Source organism: Streptomyces sp. NPDC088246, from assembly GCF_044741025.1.
Classification (GTDB): Bacteria; Actinomycetota; Actinomycetes; order Streptomycetales; family Streptomycetaceae; genus Streptomyces.
This window is the reverse complement of record NZ_JBIURV010000002.1, coordinates 41257-66375: the sequence shown is the minus strand read 5'-3', so window position 1 is coordinate 66375 and position 25119 is coordinate 41257. Positions and strand designations below refer to the sequence as shown.

Below are 25119 nucleotides of genomic sequence, written 5' to 3'. Positions count from 1 at the left end.
CCATGGCCCCGGTCGCCATGCGTACTGCTGCACAATCACTCTCCGACGCCAAGCCGGTCTCGTTCTGGCTCGACGACCCCGGCAGGCCCGAAGCGCTGCCCGCGCTCACCGGTGACGAGCACTGCGATCTTCTCGTCATCGGCGGCGGCTACAGCGGACTGTGGACCGCGCTGATCGCCAAGGAACGCGACCCGGAGCGGGACGTCGTACTGATCGAGGGGCACGAGGTGGGCTGGGCCGCCTCGGGCCGCAACGGCGGATTCTGCGCCGCCTCCCTCACCCATGGTCTGCCCAACGGCCTGGAGCGCTGGCCGGACGAGATCAGGAAGCTGGAGGAGCTGGGCGAGCGGAACCTCGATGCCATCGAGGCCGCCGTCGCCCGCTACTCCATCGACTGCGAATTCGAGCGCACCGGCGAAATCGATGTCGCCACCGAACCCCACCAGCTCGCAGAGCTTCAGGAATGGCACCAGGAGGCCGAAAGGCTCGGCTTCACGGGGGTGGAATTCCTGGACCGGGACGCGCTGCGCGCCGAGGTCGACTCGCCCACGTTCCTGGGCGGGCTCTGGGACCGGCGCGGGGTCGCCATGCTGCATCCCGCGAAGCTGGCCTGGGGGCTGAAGCGGGCCTGTCTCGACCTCGGAGTGCGGATGTACGAGCACACCCGGGGCCTCGAACTGGCCAGGTCGACCACCGGAATGGCGGTCCGCACGCCGTACGGGAGGGTCTTCGCACGCCGTGTCGCCCTCGGCACGAACATCTTCCCTTCGCTGGTCAAGCGGGTACGCCCGTACACCGTGCCGGTCTACGACTACGCGCTGATGACCGAGCCTCTCACCGCCGACCAGCTCGCCTCGATCGGCTGGAAGAACCGGCAGGGACTGGGCGACAGCGCCAATCAGTTCCACTACTTCCGGATGTCGGCCGACAACCGGATTCTGTGGGGTGGCTATGACGCGATCTATCCGTACGGGGGCCGGCTGAGCGCCGATCTCGATCAGCGACCGGAGACCTTCCTCAAGCTCGCGGGCCAGTTCTTCGACTGTTTCCCGCAGCTGGCCGGGGTCCGTTTCAGCCATGCCTGGGGCGGGGCGATTGACACCTGTTCCCGCTTTTCCGCATTCTTCGGTACGGCCCATCAGGGCCGGGTCGCCTATGCCGCCGGATATACCGGACTCGGCGTCGGAGCCACCCGGTTCGGGGCCGATGTGATGCTCGATCTGCTGGCGGGCGAACAGAATGAGCGGACCGCTCTGGAAATGGTCCGCAGCAAGCCGATGCCGTTCCCGCCGGAGCCCTTCGCCTGGGCCGGGATCGAGCTCACCAAGCGGTCCCTGGCCAGGGCGGACAGCAATGGCGGGCATCGCAATCTGTGGCTGCGGACGATGGACCGGCTGGGGCTCGGCTTCGACAGCTGAGCACGGCGGACCCCCGCCCTCAGGGGCGTGATCCGGTTCACTGCCGACCGATGGCCCGAACCCGCGTAATGGACCGGTGCCACCACTCCCTCCCGTGCGGAAGCGCCGGCAATGCATGGCCGGTGCACACGGAATGGGGACCGGTCATGGCCGGCGCGGGGGTCGGAGCAGCAGTCGAGTGGCTCGCATCGGTGGCACCGGAGCCGGACGCCTGCCGGCGGGAGTGGGAGCGCAATCCCCAGGGGGCGCGCTCCTTCCCGCCGGCCGACGCTGGGACGTACTGATTCTTCCGGGGGAGCCGGGCTGTCCCACGCTCGATGTGCTCACCCGTCTCATCGACCCTGGGCCGGTTCTCGCCGATTTCGGCGCTGCCCGCATGGGCTTCTTCGTGCCGCCTGGCACCGTCACCCGCTGGGTCGGCACCGGTGTACGGGGAGCGGGGCGGGGGAGGGGACCTGGACAGTCGTGCCGCACCCCGGGCGGGAGGCCACGGGCGGGGTGCGCCGGCTGATCCCGCCGGACGGCTCGGGAACGCTCACCGACGCGATACTTCTGGAGCTTGCGACACATGAGGCGGCGGCGGGGAGGGCCGAGAGCGGCGCGGACTGAGGGAACGGCAGGGACCGGAGGCGGGGGCTGCGGGGATCGGGCGCAGAGAACGGCGGACGCCGCAGGCAGCAACCCGGGGGGCCCGGAGTGCTGCCAGAGGTCTTGACAACCTGATTGGTCTGGACCATGTTGTGGCCGCCGTGCCCAATTCCCCCCATGCGCGGAGGCCATTGTTGAACGCACGGGACCCCCGCCCGTTTACCGGACTTCTGGCCGCTTTCTCGGCGGCCCTGCTCGCCGCCGGCGGCCTGGCCGCCACCGCACCGTCCGCCGCCGCCGACTCCGACCTGGCGCGCAACGGCGGCTTCGAGGCCGGCCTGGACGGCTGGAGCCGTACCGGCGGCAGCGGAGCCGCCGTCAGTACACCGGTTCACAGCGGCACTTCGGCGCTGAGAGCGACCCCGGCCGGCAGCGACAACGCCAAGTGTTCCCAGTCCGTGACCGGACTGATGACGTGGTCGATCAACTGGGACCGCTTCAACAACGGGGAGTTCTCGAAGAACTTCGACGCCTACTTCGGCAGCTGAGGCCCAGCGGCAGGAGCAGCAGCCCGCACAGGAACCAGCTGCCCAGCACATCCAGCGGCCAGTGATAGCCGCGCAGCACCAGACCGATGCCCGTCGCCGCTGTCAGCGAGACGGCGGCGACGGGCATCATCCACGACCGGCTCGCATACGGCGAGGTCAGCAACGCCGCCGCCCCGTACGCCACCGCGGCCGTCGCCGCATGGCCGGACGGGTAGTAGCCGGTGGCGTCGGTCAGGGGTCCCGGGCGGGCGATCCAGTCCTTCAGCGGGACGACCAGCAGGGGCACCGCCGCCATGGTGAGCGCCGCGTACAACGGCTCACGGCGGGCGCCGCGCACCAGGGCCCAGACGATCGCGCAGCCCAGGACCGGGAGTGCGAGCTGCATATTGCCGAGGTCGGCGAAGAATTCGGTCAGCCGGGCGGGGCCGTGTCCCACGAGGGCCCGGCCGGTCTGCTCGTCCAGCGAGCGCAGTGGACCGTCGGTTGCGACCTGCCAGGTGGTGAGCGCGAGGAGTGCCAGGAGGGAAGAGACCAGAGAAATGAGAAGAGCCGGCCGCCCGGGAACAGGGGGGGTGGTTCCGGGGCGGCCGGTCGGATCGGTTTGCCGCGCGCCCCGGGGGGTTTGGGGCGAGCGGCCATCCGATCGGTGAGGAGTTCCGGAGCCAGAGGCTCCAGTGGTGTGCGCGAAGGCACGGCCAGGACGGTGCTGGGGAAGCTCCGGCCCGGCGTCGCCGGCAGTCCCCTGCGGGCGGGGTGTTTCTCTCATCTGCAGAAACCGTACGTCAGCCGACGGGGGACCGACAGACGGAAACGGATCCCGCCATCGGCCCCCCACACGTTCTTCACAGGCCCTCACGCGGGCCCCTGCATCCCCGGCGAAAACGCCTTCCGTCACCGCCGGGGTTCGCACAGGTCAGATCTGGCCGAAAGCCTGCTCGATGACGTCGAGAGCCTCGTTCAGCAGGTCCTCGCCGATCACCAGCGGAGGCAGGAAGCGCAGGACGTTGCCGTACGTGCCACAGGTCAGGACCAGCACACCCTCGGCGTGGCAGGCCTTGGCGAGCTTCGCGGCGGCCTCCGGGTTCGGGTCCTTCGTGCCGGACTTCACCAGCTCGATCGCGATCATCGCACCGCGGCCGCGGATGTCACCGATGACATCGCCGTTCGGCAGCTTCGCCTGCATCTCGGCGAGGCGGCCCTTCATGACCTCCTCGATGCGCTTCGCCTTGCCGTTCAGGTCCAGCTCGCGCATCGTCTCGATGGCACCGAGCGCGCCCGCGCAGGCCACCGGGTTTCCGCCGTAGGTGCCGCCGAGGCCACCGGCGTGGGCGGCGTCCATGATCTCGGCGCGGCCGGTCACGGCGGAGAGCGGCAGACCGCCCGCGATGCCCTTGGCGGTGGTGATCAGGTCGGGGACGATGCCCTCGTCCTCACAGGCGAACCACTGACCGGTACGGCAGAAGCCGGACTGGATCTCGTCGGCGACGAAGACGATGCCGTTGTCCTTGGCGAACTGCGCGATCGCCGGGAGGAAGCCCTTGGCCGGCTCGATGAAGCCGCCCTCGCCGAGCACCGGCTCGATGATGATCGCGGCGACGTTGTCCGCGCCGATCTGCTTGGTGATCTGGTCGATGGCCTGAGCGGACGCCTCGGCGCCGGCGTTCTCGGCACCGGTCGGCCAGCGGTAGCCGTACGCCACCGGCACCCGGTAGACCTCGGGCGCGAACGGGCCGAAGCCCTGCTTGTACGGCATGTTCTTGGCGGTCAGCGCCATCGTGAGGTTGGTGCGGCCGTGGTAGCCGTGGTCGAAGACGACGACCGCGGTGCGCTTGGTGTACACGCGGGCGATCTTCACGGCGTTCTCGACGGCCTCGGCGCCCGAGTTGAACAGCGCGGACTTCTTGGCGTGGTCGCCCGGCGTCAGCTCGGCGAGCTGCTCACAGACCTCGACGTACCCCTCGTACGGCGTGACCATGAAACAGGTGTGGGTGAAGTCGGCGAGCTGCGCGGACGCACGGCGTACGACGGCCTCGGCGGAGGCGCCGACCGACGTCACGGCGATTCCGGAACCGAGGTCGATCAGACGGTTGCCGTCCACGTCCTCGATGATCCCGCCACCGGCGCGGGCGGTGAACACCGGCAGGGTGGAGCCCACACCTGCGGCGACCGTCGCGAGACGGCGGGCCTGCAGCTCCACCGACTTCGGGCCGGGAATGGCAGTGACGACGCGGCGCTCCTGCGGAATTGCGGTCATGAGGGGCTCCTGTGGGGTGTTTCGGACGCTTCTCTCTCTGCAGGCTATGGGCGAGGCCCGGGGTCCGGCATGTTCCGTTCGGGAGTGGTGGCCGGACCCGGTTGTCCGCCACGGACATAGCGACGGGGTGCGGGGGCCGGGCTGCGGCGGTGCACGGGCGGGAGGCAACGCCCCGGGGCACGGCCGAAGGCTTCCCGCCGGACCGCGTCCGACGGGGTGGTACGGGGCACTAGATTGATGACTTCGGGCGCCTGCGCCCGGAGTTACCGGTCGGCGCTGGTCAGGGGACGAGGGACAGCACATGGACACCGAGGGCACGTACGACTCAAGCGGCACCCGCTCCGGTCATCCGGTGCCGCGCCCGGCCGGCCCGCCACCGCCCGGACTGCCGCCCAGGCCGGGCTACGCCCCCGCCTCGGGCCCCTCCCTCGGGGACTGGCTCCGCACCCCGAGGCCCGCCGCGGAACCCGGTGTCTGGCGGCTCGGTCACGCCCCCCGGCCCGCCGAGGAGAAGGAGCGCACCCCGGACCGCACGCTGGTGAGCGGCGCGGTGATCTCGTTGCTGGCCTGCATCCTGCTCTGGTCGCTCTGGCGCAACAACTACATCCCGTACTGGCGGGTTCCGCTCAAGCTCTTCACCCCCGGCGACTGGTGGGGGCCGTTCGGCGACGAGCCACAGACCCGGGGCGCGGTCCGTGCGCTCGACATCTACCGTCTGCTGATCATCGGGGGCCTCGTCTACGGATTCGGCCGGCTGGGCAATTGGCCCGCCGCCTTCGAGCGGTGCGTCGCCGCCAGGGGGGCCGCCGCACGGGCGGGCGGTGCGGCGATCGGTGCGCTGCTGGTCTGGCTCCTCGTCTGGAACGGGACCGTGCCGGGGATGGGACTGGTCTTCGGCGTGGTGCCGCATGGCTGGCTGGGCCACGACCGCACGCAGTCCACGCTGATCAGCTACGGGCTGTACGCCCTGCTCACCCTGGTGATCGTGTGGCCGTTCGCCAGGCTCGGGCGATGGGCCGAGCTGTGGCGCCGCAGCCGCTCCGGGCAGCCGGCTCCCGGCCGGGACGGCCGCGACCCGGCGAGGCCGCACGCGCCCGGCGGTGCGGACGCCATCGTCGAAGGCAGCGAGGAGGACCCGGCCGAGTGGCCCGATCTGCGTGCCGCCGGACAGCACCAGGCCGCCGCCGCGCTCGCCAGGGAAACCCGGTCCGGGCGGATGAACGATGTCGACTACGCCCGCATCCGCCGCGCCTGGACATCCGTGCGCGCCGACCACTCCAGGCTCTCCGCCTTCACCGACACCGTGCTGCGCAACGGCTCCGCCGCCTGTACCCACCCCTCCGGCGCACGTGACCTCCCGGTACGCGCCGCCCGGCACGATCTGCTGGTCCAGCAGGTCAGGCTCGGCACCGTCGAGGGCGGCGAGCGCAACCCGTACGCCCGCCGCGGCAGCGGCATCGCCCTCGATCCCGGGCTGCTGGGCACGTCCCTGCTCGCCGTCGGCCCGCCCGGCGCGGGCAAGAGCCGGGCACTGATCCGGCCCGTCGTCGAATCCCTCGCGCTGCAGGCGCTCGCCGGACAGGCCGCCGTCGTCGCCGTGTGCGCCGCCGGTACCCAGCTCGGCGGCGACCAGGGGTTCGACGTCGTCATCAAGGTCGGCGACCCGTCATCCGTGCACGATCTCGATCTGTACGGCGGCACCACCGACCCCGACGAGGCCGCGACCGTCCTCGCCGACGGCCTGGTCGGTGACCTTCCCGAGGTGGACAGCAGACGCGCCGCCACGGCCCTCGCCCAGCTCCTCGGCCCCTTCCGGGCCGCCCACGGCCGTTTCCCCTCCGTGCCGGAGCTGCGGGAACTCCTGGACGGTGTGCCCGGTGCCCTCGCCGCTCTGCGAGAGGCGCTCGACGCGACGGGACACCCCGGCATGCAGCGCGAGCTCGACGGCCGCGCCCGCCAGTCCGGTGCGCCCGGCGATCCGGGCCCGGCTCTCGCCGACCGCGTCGCCCTGCTCGACCGGCCCGCCTTCACCGAGTTCTTCGACACCACGGGCAAGGCCCGCCCCTTCTCGCTGCGCGCCCTGGAACACCCGCTCCGGGTCCGTATCGATCTGCCCGAACGCGGCCACGCCGAGGCGTCCCGGGTACTGGCGCGTCTGGTACTCGCCCAGTTCACCGCGAGCGCCGCGGCCCGTACCGACCGTTCCCTCTTCGCCTGTCTGATCCTCGATGACGCGACCCACACCCTGACCCCTGACACCGTCCGCGGAATCCAGCGGCTGCGCTCCGCGCACGCCGGGGCCGTACTCACCCTGCGCACCCTCGACGACGTACCGGAGCAACTGCACACGGCGCTGCTCGGTGCGGTCGGCTGCCGGATGGCGTTCTCCGGAATCACGACGTGGGACGGGAAGAAGTTCGCCGAGGCCTGGGGAACGGAGTGGGTCGAGACCCGCGACGTCACCCAGCGCACCGTCTTCGCCGACCAGCCGATGACCCGGGCCATCCACGCCTTCCGCAAACTGGTCACCGGCAAGGCGGTCACCACGGACGCGGTGACCGTGCGCCAGGTCGAGCGGGAACGCTGGTCGGCCTCCGAACTGGCCCACCGGGTACCCGCCGGACACGCGGTGCTGTCTCTGACGACCGTACGGGGGGAGCACACGCCGCCCCTGCTGGTGGATCTGAACGGCTGAGCGGTACGCAGAGTTGCCCGCGGCGCCGGAGCGGTTACGGCGGACCCTGCCGCCCTGGCAGAATCGGTAGGAGCCGTTCGTACGGGACGGCGAAAATCGACTCCCTGAGGTCCCGCGGTCCCCATGCCCCCCACTCTCGCCTCGCTCGTCCAGCATTCGGCGCTCAAACTCACGGTGCGTGCGGGGGCGGACCGGCTCGACGCGCCCGTCCGCTGGGCGCACGCCAGCGAGCTGACCGACCCCGTCCCGTACATGGAGGGCGGTGAGCTCCTGCTCGTCACCGCCACCAACCTCGACGCCGGGAATCCCGAGGCGATGCGCCGGTACGTGCGGCGGCTGGCCGGGGCCGGAGTCGTCGGGCTGGGCTTCGCCGTCGGCGTCCACTACGACGACGTACCGCAGGCGCTGATCGACGCCGCCGAGGAAACGGGACTGCCGCTTCTCGAAGTGCCGCGCCGCACCCCGTTCCTCGCCATCGCCAAGGCCGTGTCGTCGGAGATCGCCGCAGATCAGTACCGGGCGGTGACAGCGGGGTTCGAGGCCCAGCGGGAGCTGACGAAGGCCGCACTCGCGGGCGACGGCCCCGGCGAAATCCTCAACCGTCTCGCCGCGCACGTCGATGGCTGGGCGGCGCTGTACGACGCCTCCGGCGCGGTCGTCGCCGCGGCCCCCGACTGGGCCGCCCGACGGGCCGCCCGGCTCACCCCCGATGTGGAACGGCTGCGGGAGCGCCCCGCCCCGGCCAGCATGGTCGTCGGCGGCACCGACGACCGGGTCGAGCTCCAGTCCCTGGGCACCGGCCGCCGGGTCCGGGGCGCGCTGGCCGTCGGTACCGGCGCGGCACTGGGCACCGCCGAGCGGTACGCCGTGCACTCGGCGGTCGCGCTGCTGACCCTGACCACCGCCCGCTCCCGGTCCCTCCAGGGCGCGGAGCAGCGACTGGGCGCGGCGGTGCTGCGCATGCTGCTCGCCGGCCAGCCGGACCACGCACGGGCCGTCGCCGGGGATCTGTACGGCGGGCTGCTCGACGCCCCGTTCCGGCTGCTCATCGCGGAGGCGTCCGCCCCCTCGACACCGGCCCCGCTCGGCGAGGCGATGGAGGCGGCGGCCTTCCGGACCGGAGAGGCCCTGCTGGCCGTGCCCGAGGGCGAACGGCTCGTCGTCCTGGCCGCGGACGGCGGAGCGGCGGTCGCGGCCTGTGCGGCGTACGCGGAGGCGCAGGAGGCCCAGGAGGCGCGGCCCCCGCGCGAACCGGCGACGGCGGAGGAGGGCCAGGTGGTCGTCGGCCTGTCCGCGCCAGCGGGCCCCATCGCAGTCTCCGCCGCGTACAAGCAGGCGGAGCAGGCCCTGTCGGTGGCCCGCCGCCGGGGCAGGGTGCTGGTCGAGCACGAGGAGCTGGCGACCGGCTCGGTGCTGCCGCTGCTGGCGGACGACGCCGTACGGGCCTTCGCCGACGGAATGCTCCGCGCCCTGCACGAACACGATGCCAAGGGCCGCGGCGACCTGGTCGCCTCGCTGCGGGCCTGGCTCTCCCACCACGGCCAGTGGGACGCGGCAGCGGCGGACCTGGGCGTGCACCGCCACACCCTGCGCTACCGGATGCGCCGGGTGGAGGAGATCCTGGGCCGCTCACTGGACGATCCGGACGTCCGGATGGAGCTGTGGCTGGCGCTGAAGGCCACGAGTTCCCCGTCGACGCCGGAGCCGTAGCTGTTGACGTCGTCGGCGGAAGGGCAACGAGCTCCCCCGCCGACGCCGTAGCCGGTGCCGGAAGGCCATGTACCCCTGCTCACGCCGACGCATCCGACAAATCGGCGTGCACCCGCCGCGCTCTGCTCCACACCGGACAAACGCCAGGTCGGCCGCACGGCCCTACGGTGGGGGCAGCACACCCCACGACTCCGAAGGGCCGGAACCTCCATGACTTCCACCCACGCCTTCTGGCTCGCCGGCCGCCAGGCCACCGGCGAGGACAGCTTCGACGTCACCAACCCCTGGGACGGCCGTCTCGTCGGCACCGTCAGCGTGCCGACCGACGCGCAGATCGAGGAGGCCGTCGCGGCCGCGCACGCCGTGCGCGAGGAGTTCGCCGCGACCCCGGCCCACGTACGGGCCGCCGCGCTCGATCACGTCGTACGGCGCCTGGTGGAGCGCACGGAGGAGATCGCCCAGCTGATCTCCGCCGAGAACGGCAAGCCGATCAAGTGGGCGCGCGGCGAGGTCGGCCGTGCCGTCTCCGTGTTCCGGTTCGCCTCCGAGGAGGCCCGCCGCTTCAACGGCGGTGACGCGCAGCGCCTCGACACCGACGCCGGTGGCACCGGCCGCCTCGGCCTGACCCGTCGCTTCCCGCGCGGCACGGTCCTCGGCATCGCACCCTTCAACTTCCCGCTGAACCTGAGCGCCCACAAGGTCGCCCCGGCCATCGCCGTCGGTGCCCCGATCATCCTGAAGCCCGCCCCGGCCACCCCGATCTCGTCTCTGATCCTGGGTGAGCTGCTGGCCGAGACCGATCTGCCGGCCGGTTCGTGGTCCGTGCTGACGGTCCCCAACGACCGGATGCCCGCCCTGGTCCAGGACGAGCGCCTGCCGGTCATCTCCTTCACAGGTTCCGGCCCCGTCGGCTACTCGATCATGGAGTCGGTGCCGCGCAAGCACTGCACCCTGGAGCTCGGCGGCAACGGCGCTGCGGTCGTCCTCGGCGACTACGCCTCCGACGAGGACCTGGACTGGGCCGCGACCCGTATCGCGACCTTCTCCAACTACCAGGGCGGCCAGTCCTGCATCTCGGTGCAGCGCGTCATCGCGGACGCCGCGGTCTACGACCGGCTCCTCCCGAAGATCGTCGCGGCCGTCGAGGCCCAGGTCACCGGCGACCCGTCCGACGCCGCCACCGATGTCGGCCCGCTGGTCAGTGAGGACGCCGCCAAGCGCGTCGAGTCCTGGGTCGACGAGGCCGTGGAGGCCGGCGCCCAGCTGCTCACCGGCGGCAAGCGGGACGGTGCCACCTACGCGCCGACCGTGCTCGCCGAACTCCCGGACAACGTCACCCTCTCCTGCGAGGAGGTCTTCGGACCGGTGCTGTCCGTGCAGAAGGTGGACGGCGAGGCCGAGGCGTTCGCAGCGGTCAACTCCTCCAAGTACGGCCTGCAGGCAGGCGTGTTCACGCACGACCTGCAGACCGCCTTCCGTGCCCACCGCGCCCTCGAGGTCGGCGGCGTGATCATCGGCGACGTCCCCTCCTACCGCGCGGACCAGATGCCGTACGGCGGCGCCAAGCAGTCCGGCGTCGGCCGTGAGGGTGTCCGCTACGCCATGGACGACTACACCTACGAGCGCGTGCTGGTCCTCACCGGCCTCGCCCTGTAGGTCCATGAACAGGATCGAACCGATCCACCAGCGTCGCCTGTGATCCGCCTGGACAGCACGACAGCAGGCGGCAGATGAACGGCCGGAGCCCACTGTGCGGGGGCTCCGGCCGTTCCTGCGTACGTAGGCGGCGATGGCCGCGTTCTGCTCGGCGTGGCTGCGACGGTCGGTGCCGTTGAGGGCGAAGTAGCGCAGGGCCGCGAACTCGGCCTCGATCCGGTTCGGCGAGGAGCTGTACGTCGGCAGGAAGACCAGCTCGATGTCGTCGTCCGCAGCCCGGGCGCGGACCTTGGCGTGCTTGTGCGGGGGGAAGTTGCCCAGTACCAGGTACAGCTTCTCCCCAGGCCAGCCGGTGCGCAGGGCCTTGAGGAGGCCGAGGAACTCCCGCCACCGTTTGCCCGGGCGGATGCGGCAGCACAGCTTGCCGGTGGCCGGATGGAGGGCGGCGAGCATGTGCCGCACGCCGCCGTAGCGGTTGTAGGTGGCCCGCAGCCTGCGCGGACGCCTTGCCGGTTCCCGCACCTTGCCCTTGTGGGGGCATCAGGTTCAGCGGTCCGAACTCGTCGACGCATATCACCCGCCCGTCGGCGGGCGGGGTCTTGGGGCGTCCCTCACTCCATCTCGGGTCCAGCGCGTCGAACCCCTGCTCGTTGAAGGCGTGGATGACATCGCGGACGTGGTCCTCGCCAACCTGCATCAGCGTGGTGATGTCCTTGACCGTCCGCCCCTGGGCGGACATCAGCACCGGCTACGCGCTGACAGTGAAGCCGACGCGGATCACGTGGACGCGCACCACCGGCGGGCACGAAGTGCACGGCCACCGCTGCGGATTCCATGTGGCGGGGTCCGTATGTCGGGGTGGAGAAGGTAGAAGGAACCGACGAGGGGCAGAACGGTTACCAGGGGAATGTTCCGCAGCGTCGTCCATACCGCAGGATAGGGAAATCGCATGGCAAACCCGATGTCTGCTGCTCAGGTCATATCCGCTTTGCGTGCCGAGGGAGTGCGCGTGGTCGAGGTCGGCAACTGGCGTACGCACAACCGGAACTCGAAGGGTGCATGGGGTCCGGTCAACGGCAGCATGGTGCACCACACGGTCACGACGGGGACCGCGGCGACCGTGGCCATGGTCCGGGACGGGTACGCGTCCCTGCCCGGTCCGCTGTGTCACGGGATGGTCGCGAAGGACGGCCGGGTGCACCTGGTCGGCTGGGGCCGCGCGAATCACGCGGGCGGCGGTGACCCGCGCGTTCTGGAGCAGGTGATCGCCGAGTCGTACGGCAGCCGGCCGACCCCGCCCACGAAGGGCAATGCGAACGGAACCGACGGCAACGCGCGCTTCTACGGCTGGGAGTGCGAGAACCTCGGCGACGGCAAGGACCCCTGGCCCAAGGCGCAGTACGACGCGATCGTCCGGGTGCAGGCGGCGTTGTGCCGGGCGCACGGCTGGTCGGCGAAGTCTGTGATCGGCCACCTGGAGTGGTCGAACGACAAGGTCGACCCCCGTGGTTTCACCATGGCCGAGCTCCGCGCCGATGTGGCTGAGCGGCTCAAGCACCCCGCGAGCTGGAACCCGAATGAGGAGGACCCCATGGCAGGGATCACCAAGCGCGACATTTTCGACGCCGTCTGGAAGACCGATGCGATCGGCGGCCCGACGGACGCGGCAGACCACGGGACGAACCCCACGTGGCAGCCGCAGTCCATCTTGAAGGACATGCAGGCCCGCATCCGTTCCATGGACAAGCGGATGGCTGCCCAGACCGCCGCGATCACCGCGCTCGCCGGTCAGGTCGGCACGGGCGCCGACACCGAGACCGTCGTCGCCGCGGTGGAGGCCGCGATCGAGCGGGCCGTCATCGACGTCGACATCAACACCAGGGAGACCTGATGGCGTCGATCTCCACTGCCACGTTCTGGATCGCGACGGCGGGGCGCACTGTGCGGAACCGACGCGAAGACCTTCATCGCAACGCTCGGCCTCGACACCACCGGTGTCCTCGACGTCGACTGAGGCCAGGGGCTCTCGCTCGCCGGCAGCGCCGCACTCCTCACCGTCCTTACCGCGATCACCGCGTCCGGGAGAATCTGGCCCGAGGGCGGCTGACGCTTCGGGCTTCAGGGCCGGTAGACGCACTCCGCCATGGTCGCGTGCTTCTTCCAGCCCAGCGTCTCGTACAGCGCGCGCCCGGCGGCGGTCGCGCCGAGGACTCCGAGGCCGGCGCCCTCCTTCAGGGCATGGTCGGCGAGCGTGCGCATCACCAACTGCCCCAGCCCGCGCCGACGGTGGGCATCCTCGGTCCGCACTCGGTCCACGACTGCCGCATCCCCGAGCACCGCCATCTGCCCCTGGGCCGCCTGCTCGCCCGCCGCGTCCAGCACCCGCGCGAAGACGACGGCTCCGACGGTCTCCACCGTCACGGTGTATCCCTCTGGCTCGACCCGATGGGCGGCCATGAGGTCGGTGACCATCAGGTGTCCGGTCTCCTCATACGCCACCACCCACCCGGGGGACAGCCACGGCTCGGTCACCTCTGGCTCCACGGGCATCTTCATCCAGGTCCGCGGCACGGCCACCGAGGCGGAGGCGCTGCGGACCCGCAACTCATCGGCCTCGGGCAGGACATGGCGTCCCACTTCATCCGGGCTGTCGGCCACCGCGATGTAGAACCCCCAGGGCATCTCGACCGGCGGCGGCGTCCGCCGCGATACGGCCCAGCCCGCCACCCAGGTCTCGACTAACTCCGCAACCATCAAATCCTCCCGTGCCACCAGCAGTTGAGTAATAGTTACTTGCCCGGTGTGCACGTTACATCTCCGTATGCAGTGGCGGCACCCTTCTGGTGAACGCCGCAGGTTGACACGTCAGCCGCGACCGGGATCGGCAGCACGGTCGGCGCTTTGCATGCAGGGAGACCAGAAGCCGGCCTCGGTGGCGGCGACGTGCTCCAGGCGGTCATCGCCGAAAAGCGCCTGCCGCCGGACAACGAGGCGAACACCGACGGGAACCGGCGCTTCTACGGTTTTGAGTGCGAGGACCTCGGCGACGGCAAGGACCCGTGGCCCGACCTCCCGCTCAGAAGGTGTCCGGCGGGGCGTGGGTGCGGTCAGCTCAGCTGTGGTGGGGCCCAGTCGTGGTGCCGAAGGATCATGCGCATTGCGGCGCGGGAGGGTGTCAGCCTCATCGCCGTGTTGCGCAGGGCGACGGCCAGTGGGTGGGAGAGCTGCTGGCCCAGCCGCCCAGCCGCCCAGCCGCCCGGCCTGCAGGGCGGCCCGAGCGACTGCCTGGCTGCGCGCTCGGCGTTCGGCGTCGTACCGGGCGAGCCCGGCTTCGACGGTGGGGCCGGTGGCGAGCGCGGCGGCCAGGGTGACCGCGTCCTCCAGCGCCTGGCAGGCACCCTGTCCGAGGTTGGGAGTCATTGCGTGTGCCGCGTCGCCGAGCAGTGCGATCCGGCCGACCGTGTACGAGGGGAGCGGCGTGCGGAGTTCGTTGATGTCGTGGTGCAGCACGGCGGCGGGCCGGGTCGCGTCGAGCAGGGCGGGGAGCGGGTCGTGCCAGTTGCGGAATCGCCGACGACGCGCCGACCAGCTGCGGGCGGGGCGCGCCCGTACCCGAGGCCGGCAATGGCCGGGGTGCGGGCGGGGCAACTGTCTCCTTGGCCTGACGGACGGCCCACACTGTCGTCCAGGGCAGGAAGGAGGCGCCGTCTCACGGGAGTTGTCCGATCCCGCCCGTACGCTGGACTCGTCCACGACTTGCTGCTCACGGTCCTGCACTTGCCCGCCCCGCGACGAGCGGGGTGCTCACTTCGGGCGAGGTGCCGACGCAGCAGTTCCGTATACCGTCGGGGCCTTGCCGTACTCGCCGAAGGCGCGCTCCATCGACTGGCTGCATGGCTTTCGACGCTTCTGCATCCGGTTGGCCGCTGCGGCGATGCGTGGACTGGGGTGGATGCCGCTCGGCGCGTCCTGGCTCGACGCAGCAGCCTGGGCCGTCTGGCTCGTCGCCTGCGGCCATGTCCCCGAGTCTGCGCACGCCTGGGCCTGCCGGGTGCCGGTATACCGTGCTGCAGATCCGGCGGCGCGTCTTGCGTTCTTGCTCTCGCTGTCACGTTCGCACCGGATCGCCGGAAAATATCAATCGGTGTGAACCGGTGCAAGGCGGGCGGGATTTCAAGATCTTCAGGGCACTTCTACCTAGTCGGGCAGGTGGTAGATGGCGAGGGCCGCGGTGTCGTCGTGGAGGTGGTTGTTGCTGTAGATGAGGAGATCGTGGTGGAGGCGGTCTAGGAGTTCCCGGGGCTGGAGAGGACCCCAGGAGAGGACACGCTGGGGGAGGGGGTAGAAGGCCCCGGTGTGGTCGCGTGCTTCGGTGACGCCGTCGGTGTAGAGCAGCAGCTGGTCGCCGGGACCGAAGGGGTACTCGTCGACCCGGTAGGCCTCCGTGAGGAGCATGCCCAGGTTGAGGGGCGGTGCGGGGTCGGCCGTCTCCAGCTCGGTGACCCCGTCGGAGCGGATGAGGAGGGGCGGGGGATGGCCGCAGTTGACGATGCGGACCACGTGACGGTGAGGGATCTCCGCGAAGACAGCGGTGACGAAGCGCTCGCCCACGTCGTTTCCGGCCAGGCGGGCGGCCCTGCGATTCATGCTCGTCTCCGCCCGGCGGGCAACGGCGGCGAGGTCGGGTTCGTCGTGGGCGGCCTCGCGAAAGGCGCCGAGGAGCGTGGCGGCCGTCTCGACGGCGAGGAGTCCCTTGCCGCGGACGTCGCCGATGACAAGGCGGAGTCCGTACGTGGTGGGGACGGCCTCATACAGGTCACCGCCGATGCGTGCTTCCGCGGCGGCGGACAGGTAGAGGGCTTCGACCAGAATGGGGCCGATGCGGTGAGGGACCGGGCTGAGCAGGACACGCTGCGCGATCTCGGCCACGAAGCGCACGTTGGCGAGGGTGCGTTCCCGGCGCACGCGGTGGGCAGCCAGGATTGTTCCGAGGACGCCGACCACAGCGGTGCTCAGGTAGGTGGCCACGTAGTGGCGCTCCCACACGTAGCTCACCGGGCGGCCCGCGCAGCACGGGGTGCCGGCCAGGACTCCTTCGAAGGCGATCGCGAACACGGTGACGCCGGCGACGGCAGCGGGGCCGTGGGCGAAGGCGGCGATCACGGGGAGGGCGATGAGCAGGAAGCTCACCGGCCACTGCACGGGCGTGAGGGGTTCGAGCACCAGGATGCCCGCGATATAGAAGGCGGGCAGCCAGCGCATCCATGCGGGCGCGGCCGGCACCTGCGGGCCCCCATCGCCGGGCCGCGCTGCCCAGTCCCTCGCCGCCGCGGGGCGGCCCGGCCACCTCACTGCTCACTCCGTCGCAGAGCGAGCGGCGCGAGCACGGACGCTGCCCAGTCGCAGGACGGAGCCGCCGCGTGGGCCTGCATGCGGACGGTGCTCCTGGCGGCTCCACTCAAACAGCCTGTACACGCGGGACTCCTGGCACATGACGTGGTCAAGACGTCCATCCTGCTGCCCTGCAACGCTTCGGACCGGCCATTGCTCCAGCCAATGGCATGTCAGGACCTTCGCGCGGCATTGGCCCGCCGGGACCGGGTGGAAGACCGTGTATGTCGGGATCGTGCCCCGGTCCTGCCTGGTCAGGCCATGACCATCGTGTGGCCGCACCCGTGTGGTCATGGCCGCACCAGCGCGGACGCGCACGCGTACCCGCAGGTCAGGACTACTTCGTGTGCGCGGTTCCCGTGAGGTGTTCCCGCGGGACATGGCGGCGAGCCGAAGCGGCTCAAAGCGGGCCGGGACGGGCCGCGATACAGGCCGAAGCGCTGAGCATTCGTGCAGGGCAGAGGGGAACCGCAGGTCAGGGTGTTGTGGGGGCCCACTGTGCGGGGGCTCCGGCCGTTTCTGCTTCCCCCGCTCACGGCCCGGCCGCCGTGTCACTGCGAGGCTGGCCAGTGGAGTGGCTCCCGACCCGATCGGCGTCCGGGGGATGGTGGGAGTGCCGGTAATCGGGTACATCAGGACAAGTAGCACCGGTTGGTACAGCTCGGCAGGCGCCCGTGCGCGCTCCGCGCGGACCAGCCGCTTCCGCCCACCCCACACAGCGGCGAGGTGAGCTCCTCATGTCCGCACCATCCGCTCCGAAGAACACGCCCAAGGTCACCGAGCGTGAAGCGCGCCAAGTGGCCGAGGCCGCGCGCGAACAGGACTGGCACAAGCCCAGTTTCGCCAAGGAACTCTTCCTCGGGCGCTTCCGGCTCGACCTGATCCATCCGCATCCGCTGCCGGCCGCGGACGACGTCCGGCGCGGCGAGGCGTTCCTCGCCCGGCTGCGCGACTTCTGCGAAACCAGGATCGACAGCGCCCTCATCGAGCGTGAGGCGAGGATTCCCGACGAGGTGATCAACGGCCTCAAGGAACTCGGCGCGCTCGGGATGAAGATCGACCCGAAGTACGGCGGCCTCGGCCTCACCCAGGTCTACTACAACAAGGCCCTCGCCCTGGTCGGCTCCGCCAGCCCCGCGATCGGTGCACTGCTCTCCGCCCACCAGTCCATCGGCGTACCGCAGCCGCTGAAACTCTTCGGCAGCCAGGAACAGAAGGACACCTTCCTGCCCCGGTTGGCCAGCACCGACATCTCGGCGTTCCTGCTCACCGAACCGGACGTCGGCTCCGACCCGGCCAGGCTCGCCACCTCGGCGGTTCCGGAGGGACCGGACTACATCCTCGACGGCGTGAAGCTGTGGACGACGAACGGTGTCGTCGCCGACCTCCTCGTCGTGATGGCCCGCGTCCCGAAGTCGGAAGGCCACAAGGGCGGCATCACGGCCTTCGTCGTCGAGGCGGACTCCCCGGGCATCACCGTCGAGAACCGTAACGCCTTCATGGGCCTGCGCGGCCTCGAGAACGGCGTCACCCGCTTCCACCGGGTCCGGGTCCCGGCCGCGAACCGCATCGGCCCCGAAGGCGCAGGGCTCAAGATCGCCCTCACCACGCTCAACACGGGACGGCTCTCCCTGCCCGCCATGTGCGTCGGCGCCGGGAAGTGGTGTCTGAAGATCGCCCGCGAGTGGTCGGCGGTCCGTGAGCAGTGGGGCAGGCCGGTCGCCCGGCACGAGGCTGTCGGCGCCAAGATCTCCTTCATCGCCGCAACCACCTTCGCGCTCGAAGCGGTGGTCGACCTCTCCTCCCAGATGGCGGACGAGAACCGCAACGACATCCGGATCGAAGCGGCCCTGGCCAAGCTGTACGGCTCCGAGATGGGCTGTCTGATGGCCGACGAACTGGTCCAGATCCGGGGCGGCCGGGGCTTCGAGACAGCCGCGTCCCTCGCCGCCCGCGGCGAACGGGCCGTCCCTGCCGAACAGCTCCTGCGCGATCTGCGGATCAACCGGATCTTCGAGGGCTCCACCGAGATCATGCATCTGCTGATCGCCCGTGAGGCCGTCGACGCCCATCTGAAGGTCGCGGGGGACATCATCGACCCCGACAAACCCCTTTCCGCCAAGGCGAAAGCGGGCGCGAACGCAGCCGGCTTCTACGCCCGCTGGCTGCCCAAGCTCGTCGCAGGGCCAGGACAACTCCCTCGTACGTACGGGGAATTCAACCCACCTGGACACCCGGACCTGTCCACCCATCTGCGCTACGTCGAACGCTCCGCCCGCAAGCTCGCGCGCTCCACCTTCTACGCCATGTCGCGCTGGCAGGGCCGGATGGAGACCAAGCAGGGCTTCCTCGGCAGGATCGTCGACATCGGCGCGGAACTCTTCGCGATGAGCGCCGCCTGCGTCCGTGCCGAACTGCTGCGCTCCTCCGACGACCACGGCCGCGAGGCCTACCGGCTCGCCGACACCTTCTGCCGCCAGTCCCGCGTCCGGGTCGAGGAACTCTTCACCCGCCTGTGGTCCAACACCGACGACCTGGACCGGCGCGTGGTCGACGGCGTCCTGTCCGGCGCGTACACGTGGCTGGAGGAAGGCATCATCGATCCGAGCGGCGAAGGCCCGTGGATCGCCGACGCCACTCCCGGGCCGTCCGTCCGGGACAACGTCCACCGCCCCGTTCGCTGAACCGCGGACCGCCGGGCGGGTGCACGTCCACTCACCGGACGTACCCCGCCCGGCCGTGCGGGGTACGGCAGGATGACGGCCCGTGACCGTCATCCACATCCCCGGCTCCAAGTCCGTCACCGCGCGTGCCCTGTTCCTGGCCGCCGCCGCGAACGGCACCAGCACCCTCGTACGGCCCCTGCGCTCCGACGACACCGAAGGGTTCGCCGAGGGCCTCACGCGCCTCGGCTACCGCGTCGGGCAGGAAGCGGACCGCTGGCACATCGAGGGCCGCCCCTCCGGCCCCGCCGTCACCGACGCCGACGTCTACTGCCGCGACGGCGCCACCACGGCACGCTTCCTGCCGACCCTCGCCGCGGCCGCCGCCTCCGGTACGTACCGCTTCGACGCCTCGGCCCAGATGCGCCGCCGCCCCCTCGCCCCGCTCACCGAGGCCCTGCGCACGCTCGGTGTCGACCTGCGCCACGACGCGGCCGAGGGCCACCACCCGCTGCGGATCAGCGCATCCGGCATCAGGGGCGGCGAACTCACCCTGGACGCGGGGGAGTCCTCCCAGTACCTCACCGCGCTCCTGATGCTCGGACCGCTGACCGCTCAGGGGCTCCGGATCAACGTCACCGACCTGGTCTCCGCCCCGTACATCGAGATCACCCTCGCGATGATGCGCAGCTTCGGTGTCGAGGTGACCCGCGGCGGCCACGACAACAACGTCTTCACCGTGCCACCCGGCGGCTACCGGGCCACCACCTACGCCATCGAGCCCGACGCCTCCACCGCGAGTTACTTCTTCGCCGCGGCGGCCCTCACCGGCCGTGAGATCACCGTCCCCGGCCTGGGCACGGACGCACTCCAGGGCGACCTCCGGTTCGTCGATGTGCTGCGCCGCATGGGTGCCGAGGTGCACACCACCGCCGAAGCCACCACCGTCCGCTCCAGTGGCACCCTCGCGGGCCTCACCGTCAACATGCGCGACATCTCCGACACCATGCCGACGCTGGCGGCGATCGCCCCCTTCGCCTCTGGGCCGGTGCGCATCGAGGACGTGGGCAACACCCGGGTGAAGGAGTGCGACCGGCTGGAGGCCTGCGCCCAGAACCTCAGGCGGATGGGCATCACGGTCAAGACGGGCCGGGACTGGATCGAGATCCACCCCGGCACACCCCGCCCCACCGAGATCACCACCCACGGCGACCACCGCATCGTCATGTCGTTCGCCGTCGCCGGCCTGCGGGTGCCCGGCATCACGTTCGACGACCCCGGTTGCGTACGGAAGACGTTTCCCGGGTTCCACGAGGCCTTCGCGGGGTTCGCGGAACTCACGAACCGTTAGGGTTCCCGGGCCCACGCCGTCTCCGGGAGTTCTCATGTCCACGCCGCCCCACCACCCGCCGACCTCCTACGGATCCGTTGCGTCGTGCCACATCTGCGGCGCGATACCGGCGGTCCACGCCGTGGTGCGTGGACACCGCGGGCTCGTCGTCACACTGCGCTTCCTGACCGAGGAGGGCACCTTCTGCCGGACCTGCGGAACGGCCACGTACCGCAGGATGACCTCGGCGACCCTCTGGCAGGGCTGGTGGGGTCTGCTGTCGGTGTTCGCCGCACCGGTCACGATGGTGATGAACATCGGCGCCCGCTCCCGGATCCGCGCCCTGCCTCACCCGGTGGGCAATCTGCGGCCCCAACTCGCCCCGGGGCGCCGGGTCCTGGCCCGGCCGCCCGCGCTGGTCATCATGGCCGCCCTGGCCGTGGCCCTGGGCGCGGTCGTGGTCCCGAAGCTGATTCCGCACACCCAGCCCACGTTCACCGCCGGTGACTGCATCCGCAACCATGCGAAATGGCCCGAGCAGGACCTCGAAGAGGTCGGCTGCAGTTCCCCCGAGGCCGAGTACTGGATCTCCGACGGGGACAAGTGCTGGGGCAAGGACTGGCTGCTGTACCTGGAGTACAGCGCGGAGAAGAAGACCCTGTGCGCTCACCCCATGTCGAAATGACCGCCCCCGGCGACTCCACGGATCACGGCGGCCCGGTGGGCGGTTCCGCGCCAGGACGGCTGAGATCGGCGCCGGGCCGACCGCGCCGGCCCGGCGCGGGGGACGCACTGTCCACACTCACAGCCGATGCGGCAACAATGGGGGGCATGAGCGACAGCCCTGCCCCCCTCGCCGACCCGCACGTCGTCTTCGATGCCACGGAAGGTCCCCGGGATCTCGTCATCCTCGGCTCCACCGGCTCCATCGGCACCCAGGCCATCGACCTGGTGCTGCGCAACCCCGACCGCTTCCGTGTCACCGCGCTCTCCGCCGCGGGCGGCCGGGTCGCACTCCTTGCCGAGCAGGCGCGGCAGCTGCGGGTGCGTACCGTGGCCGTCGCCGCACCGGACGCCGTACCGGCCCTCCGTGAGGCGCTGCGCGAGCAGTACGGGACCGGCGAGCCGCTTCCCGAGATCCTGGCAGGGCCCGAGGCCGCCGCCCAGCTCGCCGCCGGCGACTGTCACACCGTGCTCAACGGAATCACCGGATCGATCGGTCTCGCCCCCACGCTCGCCGCACTCGAAGCGGGCCGCACGCTCGCCCTGGCCAACAAGGAGTCGCTGATCGTCGGCGGCCCGCTGGTCAAGGCGCTGGCCGAGCCCGGCCAGATCATCCCCGTCGACTCCGAGCACGCCGCCCTCTTCCAGGCGCTCGCCGCCGGGACCAGGGCCGATGTACGCAAGCTCGTCGTCACAGCGTCCGGCGGCCCCTTCCGGGGACGAACCAGGAGCGAGCTCGTGAGCGTCACCCGCGACGAGGCCCTCGCGCACCCGACCTGGGCCATGGGACCGGTCATCACGATCAACTCCGCCACCCTGGTCAACAAGGGACTGGAAGTCATCGAGGCGCATCTCCTCTACGACATTCCGTTCGACCGGATCGAGGTCGTGGTCCACCCCCAGTCGTACGTTCACTCCATGGTGGAGTTCACCGACGGCTCCACCCTCGCCCAGGCCACACCCCCGGACATGAGGGGGCCGATCGCCATCGGCCTCGGCTGGCCCCAGCGCATCCCGGACGCCGCACCGGCCTTCGACTGGTCGAAGGCGTCCAGCTGGGAGTTCTTCCCCCTCGACAACGAGGCCTTCCCGTCCGTGGGACTGGCCAGGCACGTGGGCACGCTCGGCGCCACCGCCCCGGCCGTGTTCAACGCCGCGAACGAGGAATGCGTCGACGCATTCCTGGCAGGACGGCTGCCGTTCAACGGAATCATGGATACGGTCACGGCGGTGGTGGCCGAACACGGCACCCCCGCCACGGGAACTTCGCTCACGGTCGCAGACGTCCTCGAAGCGGAGACCTGGGCACGCGCCCGGGCCCGTGAACTCTCGGCGAAAGCGACAGCGGAGGCGCGCGCATGAGTATTACGACGGTCCTGTTGACGATTCTGGGCATCGTCGTCTTCGTCATCGGGCTGCTGTTCTCGATCGCCTGGCACGAGCTGGGGCACCTGTCGACCGCGAAGCTCTTCGGCATCCGCGTCCCCCAGTACATGGTCGGCTTCGGACCGACGGTCTGGTCGCGGAAGAAGGGCGACACCGAGTACGGGATCAAGGCCATTCCGGCCGGCGGCTACATCCGCATGATCGGCATGTTCCCGCCGGGTCCGGACGGGCGCCTGGAGGCGCGTTCCACGTCGCCGTGGCGCGGCATGATCGAGGACGCCAGGTCCGCGGCCTTCGAAGAGCTCGAACCAGGTGACGAGAAGCGGCTCTTCTACACGCGCAAGCCGTGGAAGCGCATCATCGTGATGTTCGCCGGACCGTTCATGAACCTGGTCCTCGCCGTCGCGATCTTCCTCGGTGTGGCGATGACCTTCGGGTTCCAGACCCAGACCACCGAGGTGGCGGGTGTCCAGAAGTGCGTGATCGCCCAGAGCACGAACCGCGACACCTGCAAGAAGTCCGACCCGGTCTCGCCCGCACAGGCCGCAGGACTCAAGAAGGGCGACAAGATCGTCGCCTTCGACGGCCAGAAGGTCGACGACTGGGCCACGCTCTCCGACAAGATCCGCGACACCATCGGCCCCGCCACGATCACGGTCCAGCGCGACGGCCAGGAGCAGACCCTCCACGCGGTGCTGAAGAAGAACGCGGTGGCGAAGAAGGACTCCAAGGGAGAGGTGGTCCCCGGTCAGTACGTGACGGCCGGCTACCTCGGCTTCGCCGCCCAGACCGAGATCGTTCCGCTCTCCTTCGGCGACTCGGTCGTCCGCATGGGAGACATGATCGAGAACGGCGTCGACTCGATCATCGCCCTGCCCTCCAAGATCCCGGACCTGTGGAGCGCGGCCTTCGGCGACGGTGAGCGCGCAGCGGACTCCCCGGTCGGCGTGGTCGGTGCGGCCAGGATCGGCGGCGAGGTGATGACGCTCGACGTCCCGGCGACGAACCAGATCGCGATGATGCTGTTCCTGCTGGCCGGCTTCAATCTCTCGCTGTTCCTCTTCAACATGCTGCCCCTGCTGCCGCTCGACGGCGGGCACATCGCCGGAGCGCTCTGGGAGGCCCTGCGCCGCAATGTGGCCCGGGTCTTCAGGCGCCCCGACCCGGGCCCCTTCGACGTGGCCAAACTGATGCCGGTCGCCTATGTCGTCGCAGGTGTATTCATCTGCTTCACACTGCTGGTGCTGGTGGCCGACATCGTCAACCCGGTCAAGATCTCCTGATCTCCCGACCGGCCCGGTGAACCATGGGTGACGGCCCGGCACACAGCGTGTGTACGGGCCCGCCGCGTTGCGCGGCGCTCCCGGACGCGGTGTGCTCCGGGGTGTCGCCGGTGCCGTAACCTCGAAACCTGGAGCCCGCCGATCTCGGGACCTTGATCCACACCTTGGGGATGCTCAGCGCATGACTGCGATTTCTCTCGGAATGCCGTCCGTTCCGACCAAGCTCGCCGACCGGAGGGTCAGCCGCCAGATCCAGGTCGGGTCGGTTGCGGTCGGCGGGGATGCGCCGGTGTCGGTGCAGTCGATGACCACGACGCGTACGTCGGACATCGGTGCGACGTTGCAGCAGATCGCGGAGCTGACGGCGTCGGGCTGTCAGATCGTGCGGGTGGCGTGTCCGACGCAGGACGATGCGGACGCGCTGGCGACGATCGCGAGGAAGTCGCAGATTCCGGTGATCGCGGACATTCATTTCCAGCCGAAGTATGTGTTCGCGGCGATTGATGCGGGCTGTGCGGCGGTGCGGGTGAATCCGGGGAACATCAAGCAGTTCGACGACAAGGTGAAGGAGATCGCGCGGGCCGCGAAGGATGCGGGTACGCCGATCCGGATCGGTGTGAATGCCGGTTCGCTGGATGCGCGGCTGCTGAAGAAGTACGGGAAGGCGACTCCGGAGGCGTTGGTGGAGTCGGCGTTGTGGGAGGCGTCGCTCTTCGAGGAGCACGGTTTCCGGGACATCAAGATCTCGGTGAAGCACAACGATCCGGTGGTGATGGTCAATGCGTACCGTCAGCTGGCGGCGCAGTGCGATTATCCGCTGCATCTGGGGGTGACGGAGGCGGGGCCGGCGTTCCAGGGGACGATCAAGTCGGCGGTGGCGTTCGGTGCGCTGCTGAGCGAGGGGATCGGGGACACGATCCGGGTGTCGCTGTCGGCGCCGCCGGCCGAGGAGGTCAAGGTCGGGCTGCAGATTCTGGAGTCGCTGAATCTGAAGCAGCGGCGGCTGGAGATCGTGTCGTGTCCGTCGTGCGGCCGGGCGCAGGTGGATGTGTACAAGCTGGCGGATCAGGTCAGTGCGGGTCTTGAGGGCATGGAGGTGCCGTTGCGGGTGGCCGTGATGGGCTGTGTCGTCAACGGTCCGGGTGAGGCCCGTGAGGCGGACCTGGGTGTCGCTTCCGGGAACGGCAAGGGGCAGATCTTCGTGAAGGGCGAGGTCATCAAGACCGTGCCCGAGTCGAAGATCGTCGAGACGCTGATCGAAGAAGCTCTGAAGATCGCGGAGCAGATGGAGAAGGACGGCATCGCCTCGGGCGAGCCCCAGGTCTCCATCAGCTGAACCAGAACTCGCACCACCGCGCCCCGCCGGACGAACACCGCCCGGCGGGGCGCGGCCGTGAGCGACCTCATGGACCACCGCGGCCGCTGTTCCCGGGCACGGGCGGCGCCGATGAGCCTCTTTGGGTACAGTGCGGAA

General features: G+C 70.4%; 16 protein-coding genes and 6 pseudogenes. 15 read left to right on the top strand and 7 right to left on the bottom strand.

Features of this window, described 5'->3' with window-relative positions; all coding sequences use genetic code 11:
• The first annotated feature begins 2 nt into the window (after window positions 1-2).
• From ACIPEK_RS02855 to ACIPEK_RS02845, 3 genes and pseudogenes are all read left to right on the top strand, one after another.
• Entirely contained in the window at window positions 3-1418 is a 1416-nt protein-coding gene (locus ACIPEK_RS02855; protein WP_383077343.1) for an NAD(P)/FAD-dependent oxidoreductase, read from the top strand.
• A gap of 146 nt (window positions 1419-1564) precedes the next feature.
• Window positions 1565-2027 (top strand): annotated as a pseudogene (locus ACIPEK_RS02850) (hypothetical protein).
• A 169-nt stretch (window positions 2028-2196) separates the two neighbouring features.
• A pseudogene (locus ACIPEK_RS02845) lies at window positions 2197-2470 on the top strand (carbohydrate binding domain-containing protein); the annotation flags it as partial.
• Between the two features lie 34 nt (window positions 2471-2504).
• On the opposite strand, the gene ACIPEK_RS02840 reads toward ACIPEK_RS02845, so the two are convergent.
• Both ACIPEK_RS02840 and gabT read right to left on the bottom strand, forming a co-directional pair.
• A complete protein-coding gene (locus ACIPEK_RS02840) occupies window positions 2505-3320 on the bottom strand; it encodes a phosphatase PAP2 family protein (protein WP_401989879.1) in 816 nt (271 codons plus the stop codon).
• Between the two features lie 147 nt (window positions 3321-3467).
• Entirely contained in the window at window positions 3468-4808 is a 1341-nt protein-coding gene (gabT, locus tag ACIPEK_RS02835; RefSeq protein ID WP_383077345.1) for a 4-aminobutyrate--2-oxoglutarate transaminase, read from the bottom strand.
• 301 nt (window positions 4809-5109) lie between these two features.
• Between gabT and ACIPEK_RS02830 the strand changes: the two genes are divergently transcribed.
• From ACIPEK_RS02830 to ACIPEK_RS02820, 3 genes are all read left to right on the top strand, one after another.
• Window positions 5110-7503 carry an ATP/GTP-binding protein gene (locus tag ACIPEK_RS02830; protein ID WP_401989877.1) on the top strand — a complete coding sequence of 798 codons (2394 nt, stop codon included), beginning with the start codon at window positions 5110-5112 and terminating at the stop codon, window positions 7501-7503.
• A 123-nt stretch (window positions 7504-7626) separates the two neighbouring features.
• Window positions 7627-9213, top strand: coding sequence for a PucR family transcriptional regulator (locus tag ACIPEK_RS02825; RefSeq protein WP_401989875.1), 1587 nt, complete (start codon window positions 7627-7629; stop codon window positions 9211-9213).
• Window positions 9214-9423: 210 nt separating this feature from the next.
• Entirely contained in the window at window positions 9424-10869 is a 1446-nt protein-coding gene (locus ACIPEK_RS02820; protein WP_401989873.1) for an aldehyde dehydrogenase family protein, read from the top strand.
• Window positions 10870-11055: 186 nt separating this feature from the next.
• Here the strand turns inward: ACIPEK_RS02820 and ACIPEK_RS02815 are convergent.
• Window positions 11056-11391, bottom strand: a pseudogene (locus tag ACIPEK_RS02815) (transposase); the annotation flags it as partial.
• Window positions 11392-11476: 85 nt separating this feature from the next.
• A pseudogene (locus ACIPEK_RS02810) lies at window positions 11477-11608 on the bottom strand (helix-turn-helix domain-containing protein); the annotation flags it as partial.
• Window positions 11609-11818: 210 nt separating this feature from the next.
• Here ACIPEK_RS02810 and ACIPEK_RS02805 point away from each other — a divergent pair.
• The gene (locus ACIPEK_RS02805) at window positions 11819-12760 is read left to right on the top strand and encodes an N-acetylmuramoyl-L-alanine amidase (RefSeq protein WP_401989871.1); all 942 of its coding nucleotides are present in this window, start codon (window positions 11819-11821) and stop codon (window positions 12758-12760) included.
• A 227-nt stretch (window positions 12761-12987) separates the two neighbouring features.
• Here ACIPEK_RS02805 and ACIPEK_RS02800 read toward each other — a convergent pair whose 3' ends face one another.
• Window positions 12988-13623 carry a GNAT family N-acetyltransferase gene (locus tag ACIPEK_RS02800; RefSeq protein WP_401989869.1) on the bottom strand — a complete coding sequence of 212 codons (636 nt, stop codon included), beginning with the start codon at window positions 13621-13623 and terminating at the stop codon, window positions 12988-12990.
• A 165-nt stretch (window positions 13624-13788) separates the two neighbouring features.
• On the opposite strand from ACIPEK_RS02800, the pseudogene ACIPEK_RS02795 reads away from it, so the two are divergent.
• Window positions 13789-13947 (top strand): annotated as a pseudogene (locus tag ACIPEK_RS02795) (N-acetylmuramoyl-L-alanine amidase); the annotation flags it as partial.
• A 29-nt stretch (window positions 13948-13976) separates the two neighbouring features.
• On the opposite strand, the pseudogene ACIPEK_RS02790 reads toward ACIPEK_RS02795, so the two are convergent.
• Window positions 13977-14445: pseudogene (locus ACIPEK_RS02790) on the bottom strand (FAD-dependent monooxygenase); the annotation flags it as partial.
• A 277-nt stretch (window positions 14446-14722) separates the two neighbouring features.
• Here ACIPEK_RS02790 and ACIPEK_RS02785 point away from each other — a divergent pair.
• A complete protein-coding gene (locus ACIPEK_RS02785; RefSeq protein WP_401990826.1) occupies window positions 14723-15019 on the top strand; it encodes a hypothetical protein in 297 nt (98 codons plus the stop codon).
• A 47-nt stretch (window positions 15020-15066) separates the two neighbouring features.
• Here ACIPEK_RS02785 and ACIPEK_RS02780 read toward each other — a convergent pair whose 3' ends face one another.
• Entirely contained in the window at window positions 15067-16221 is a 1155-nt protein-coding gene (locus ACIPEK_RS02780) for a PP2C family protein-serine/threonine phosphatase (RefSeq protein WP_401989867.1), read from the bottom strand.
• Between the two features lie 776 nt (window positions 16222-16997).
• On the opposite strand from ACIPEK_RS02780, the gene ACIPEK_RS02775 reads away from it, so the two are divergent.
• The 6 genes from ACIPEK_RS02775 to ispG all read left to right on the top strand — a co-directional run bounded on the left by ACIPEK_RS02775 (window position 16998) and on the right by ispG (window position 24981).
• The gene (locus ACIPEK_RS02775) at window positions 16998-18944 is read left to right on the top strand and encodes an acyl-CoA dehydrogenase family protein (protein ID WP_401989865.1); all 1947 of its coding nucleotides are present in this window, start codon (window positions 16998-17000) and stop codon (window positions 18942-18944) included.
• Between the two features lie 82 nt (window positions 18945-19026).
• Window positions 19027-20274 (top strand): 3-phosphoshikimate 1-carboxyvinyltransferase, encoded by a 1248-nt coding sequence (gene aroA, locus ACIPEK_RS02770; protein ID WP_401989863.1) that lies wholly within the window; start codon window positions 19027-19029, stop codon window positions 20272-20274.
• 34 nt (window positions 20275-20308) lie between these two features.
• Complete coding sequence (locus ACIPEK_RS02765; protein WP_401989861.1) at window positions 20309-20938, top strand: hypothetical protein; 630 nt, start codon at window positions 20309-20311, stop codon at window positions 20936-20938.
• A gap of 137 nt (window positions 20939-21075) precedes the next feature.
• Window positions 21076-22338, top strand: coding sequence for a 1-deoxy-D-xylulose-5-phosphate reductoisomerase (dxr, locus tag ACIPEK_RS02760; RefSeq protein ID WP_401990755.1), 1263 nt, complete (start codon window positions 21076-21078; stop codon window positions 22336-22338).
• Window positions 22335-23645: a M50 family metallopeptidase gene (locus tag ACIPEK_RS02755; protein WP_383077381.1), complete on the top strand. Its 1311-nt coding sequence runs from the start codon at window positions 22335-22337 to the stop codon at window positions 23643-23645. Before dxr ends, ACIPEK_RS02755 begins: the two co-directional genes overlap by 4 nt.
• A gap of 181 nt (window positions 23646-23826) precedes the next feature.
• A complete protein-coding gene (ispG, locus tag ACIPEK_RS02750) occupies window positions 23827-24981 on the top strand; it encodes a flavodoxin-dependent (E)-4-hydroxy-3-methylbut-2-enyl-diphosphate synthase (RefSeq protein ID WP_401989859.1) in 1155 nt (384 codons plus the stop codon).
• Window positions 24982-25119 lie beyond the last annotated feature (138 nt).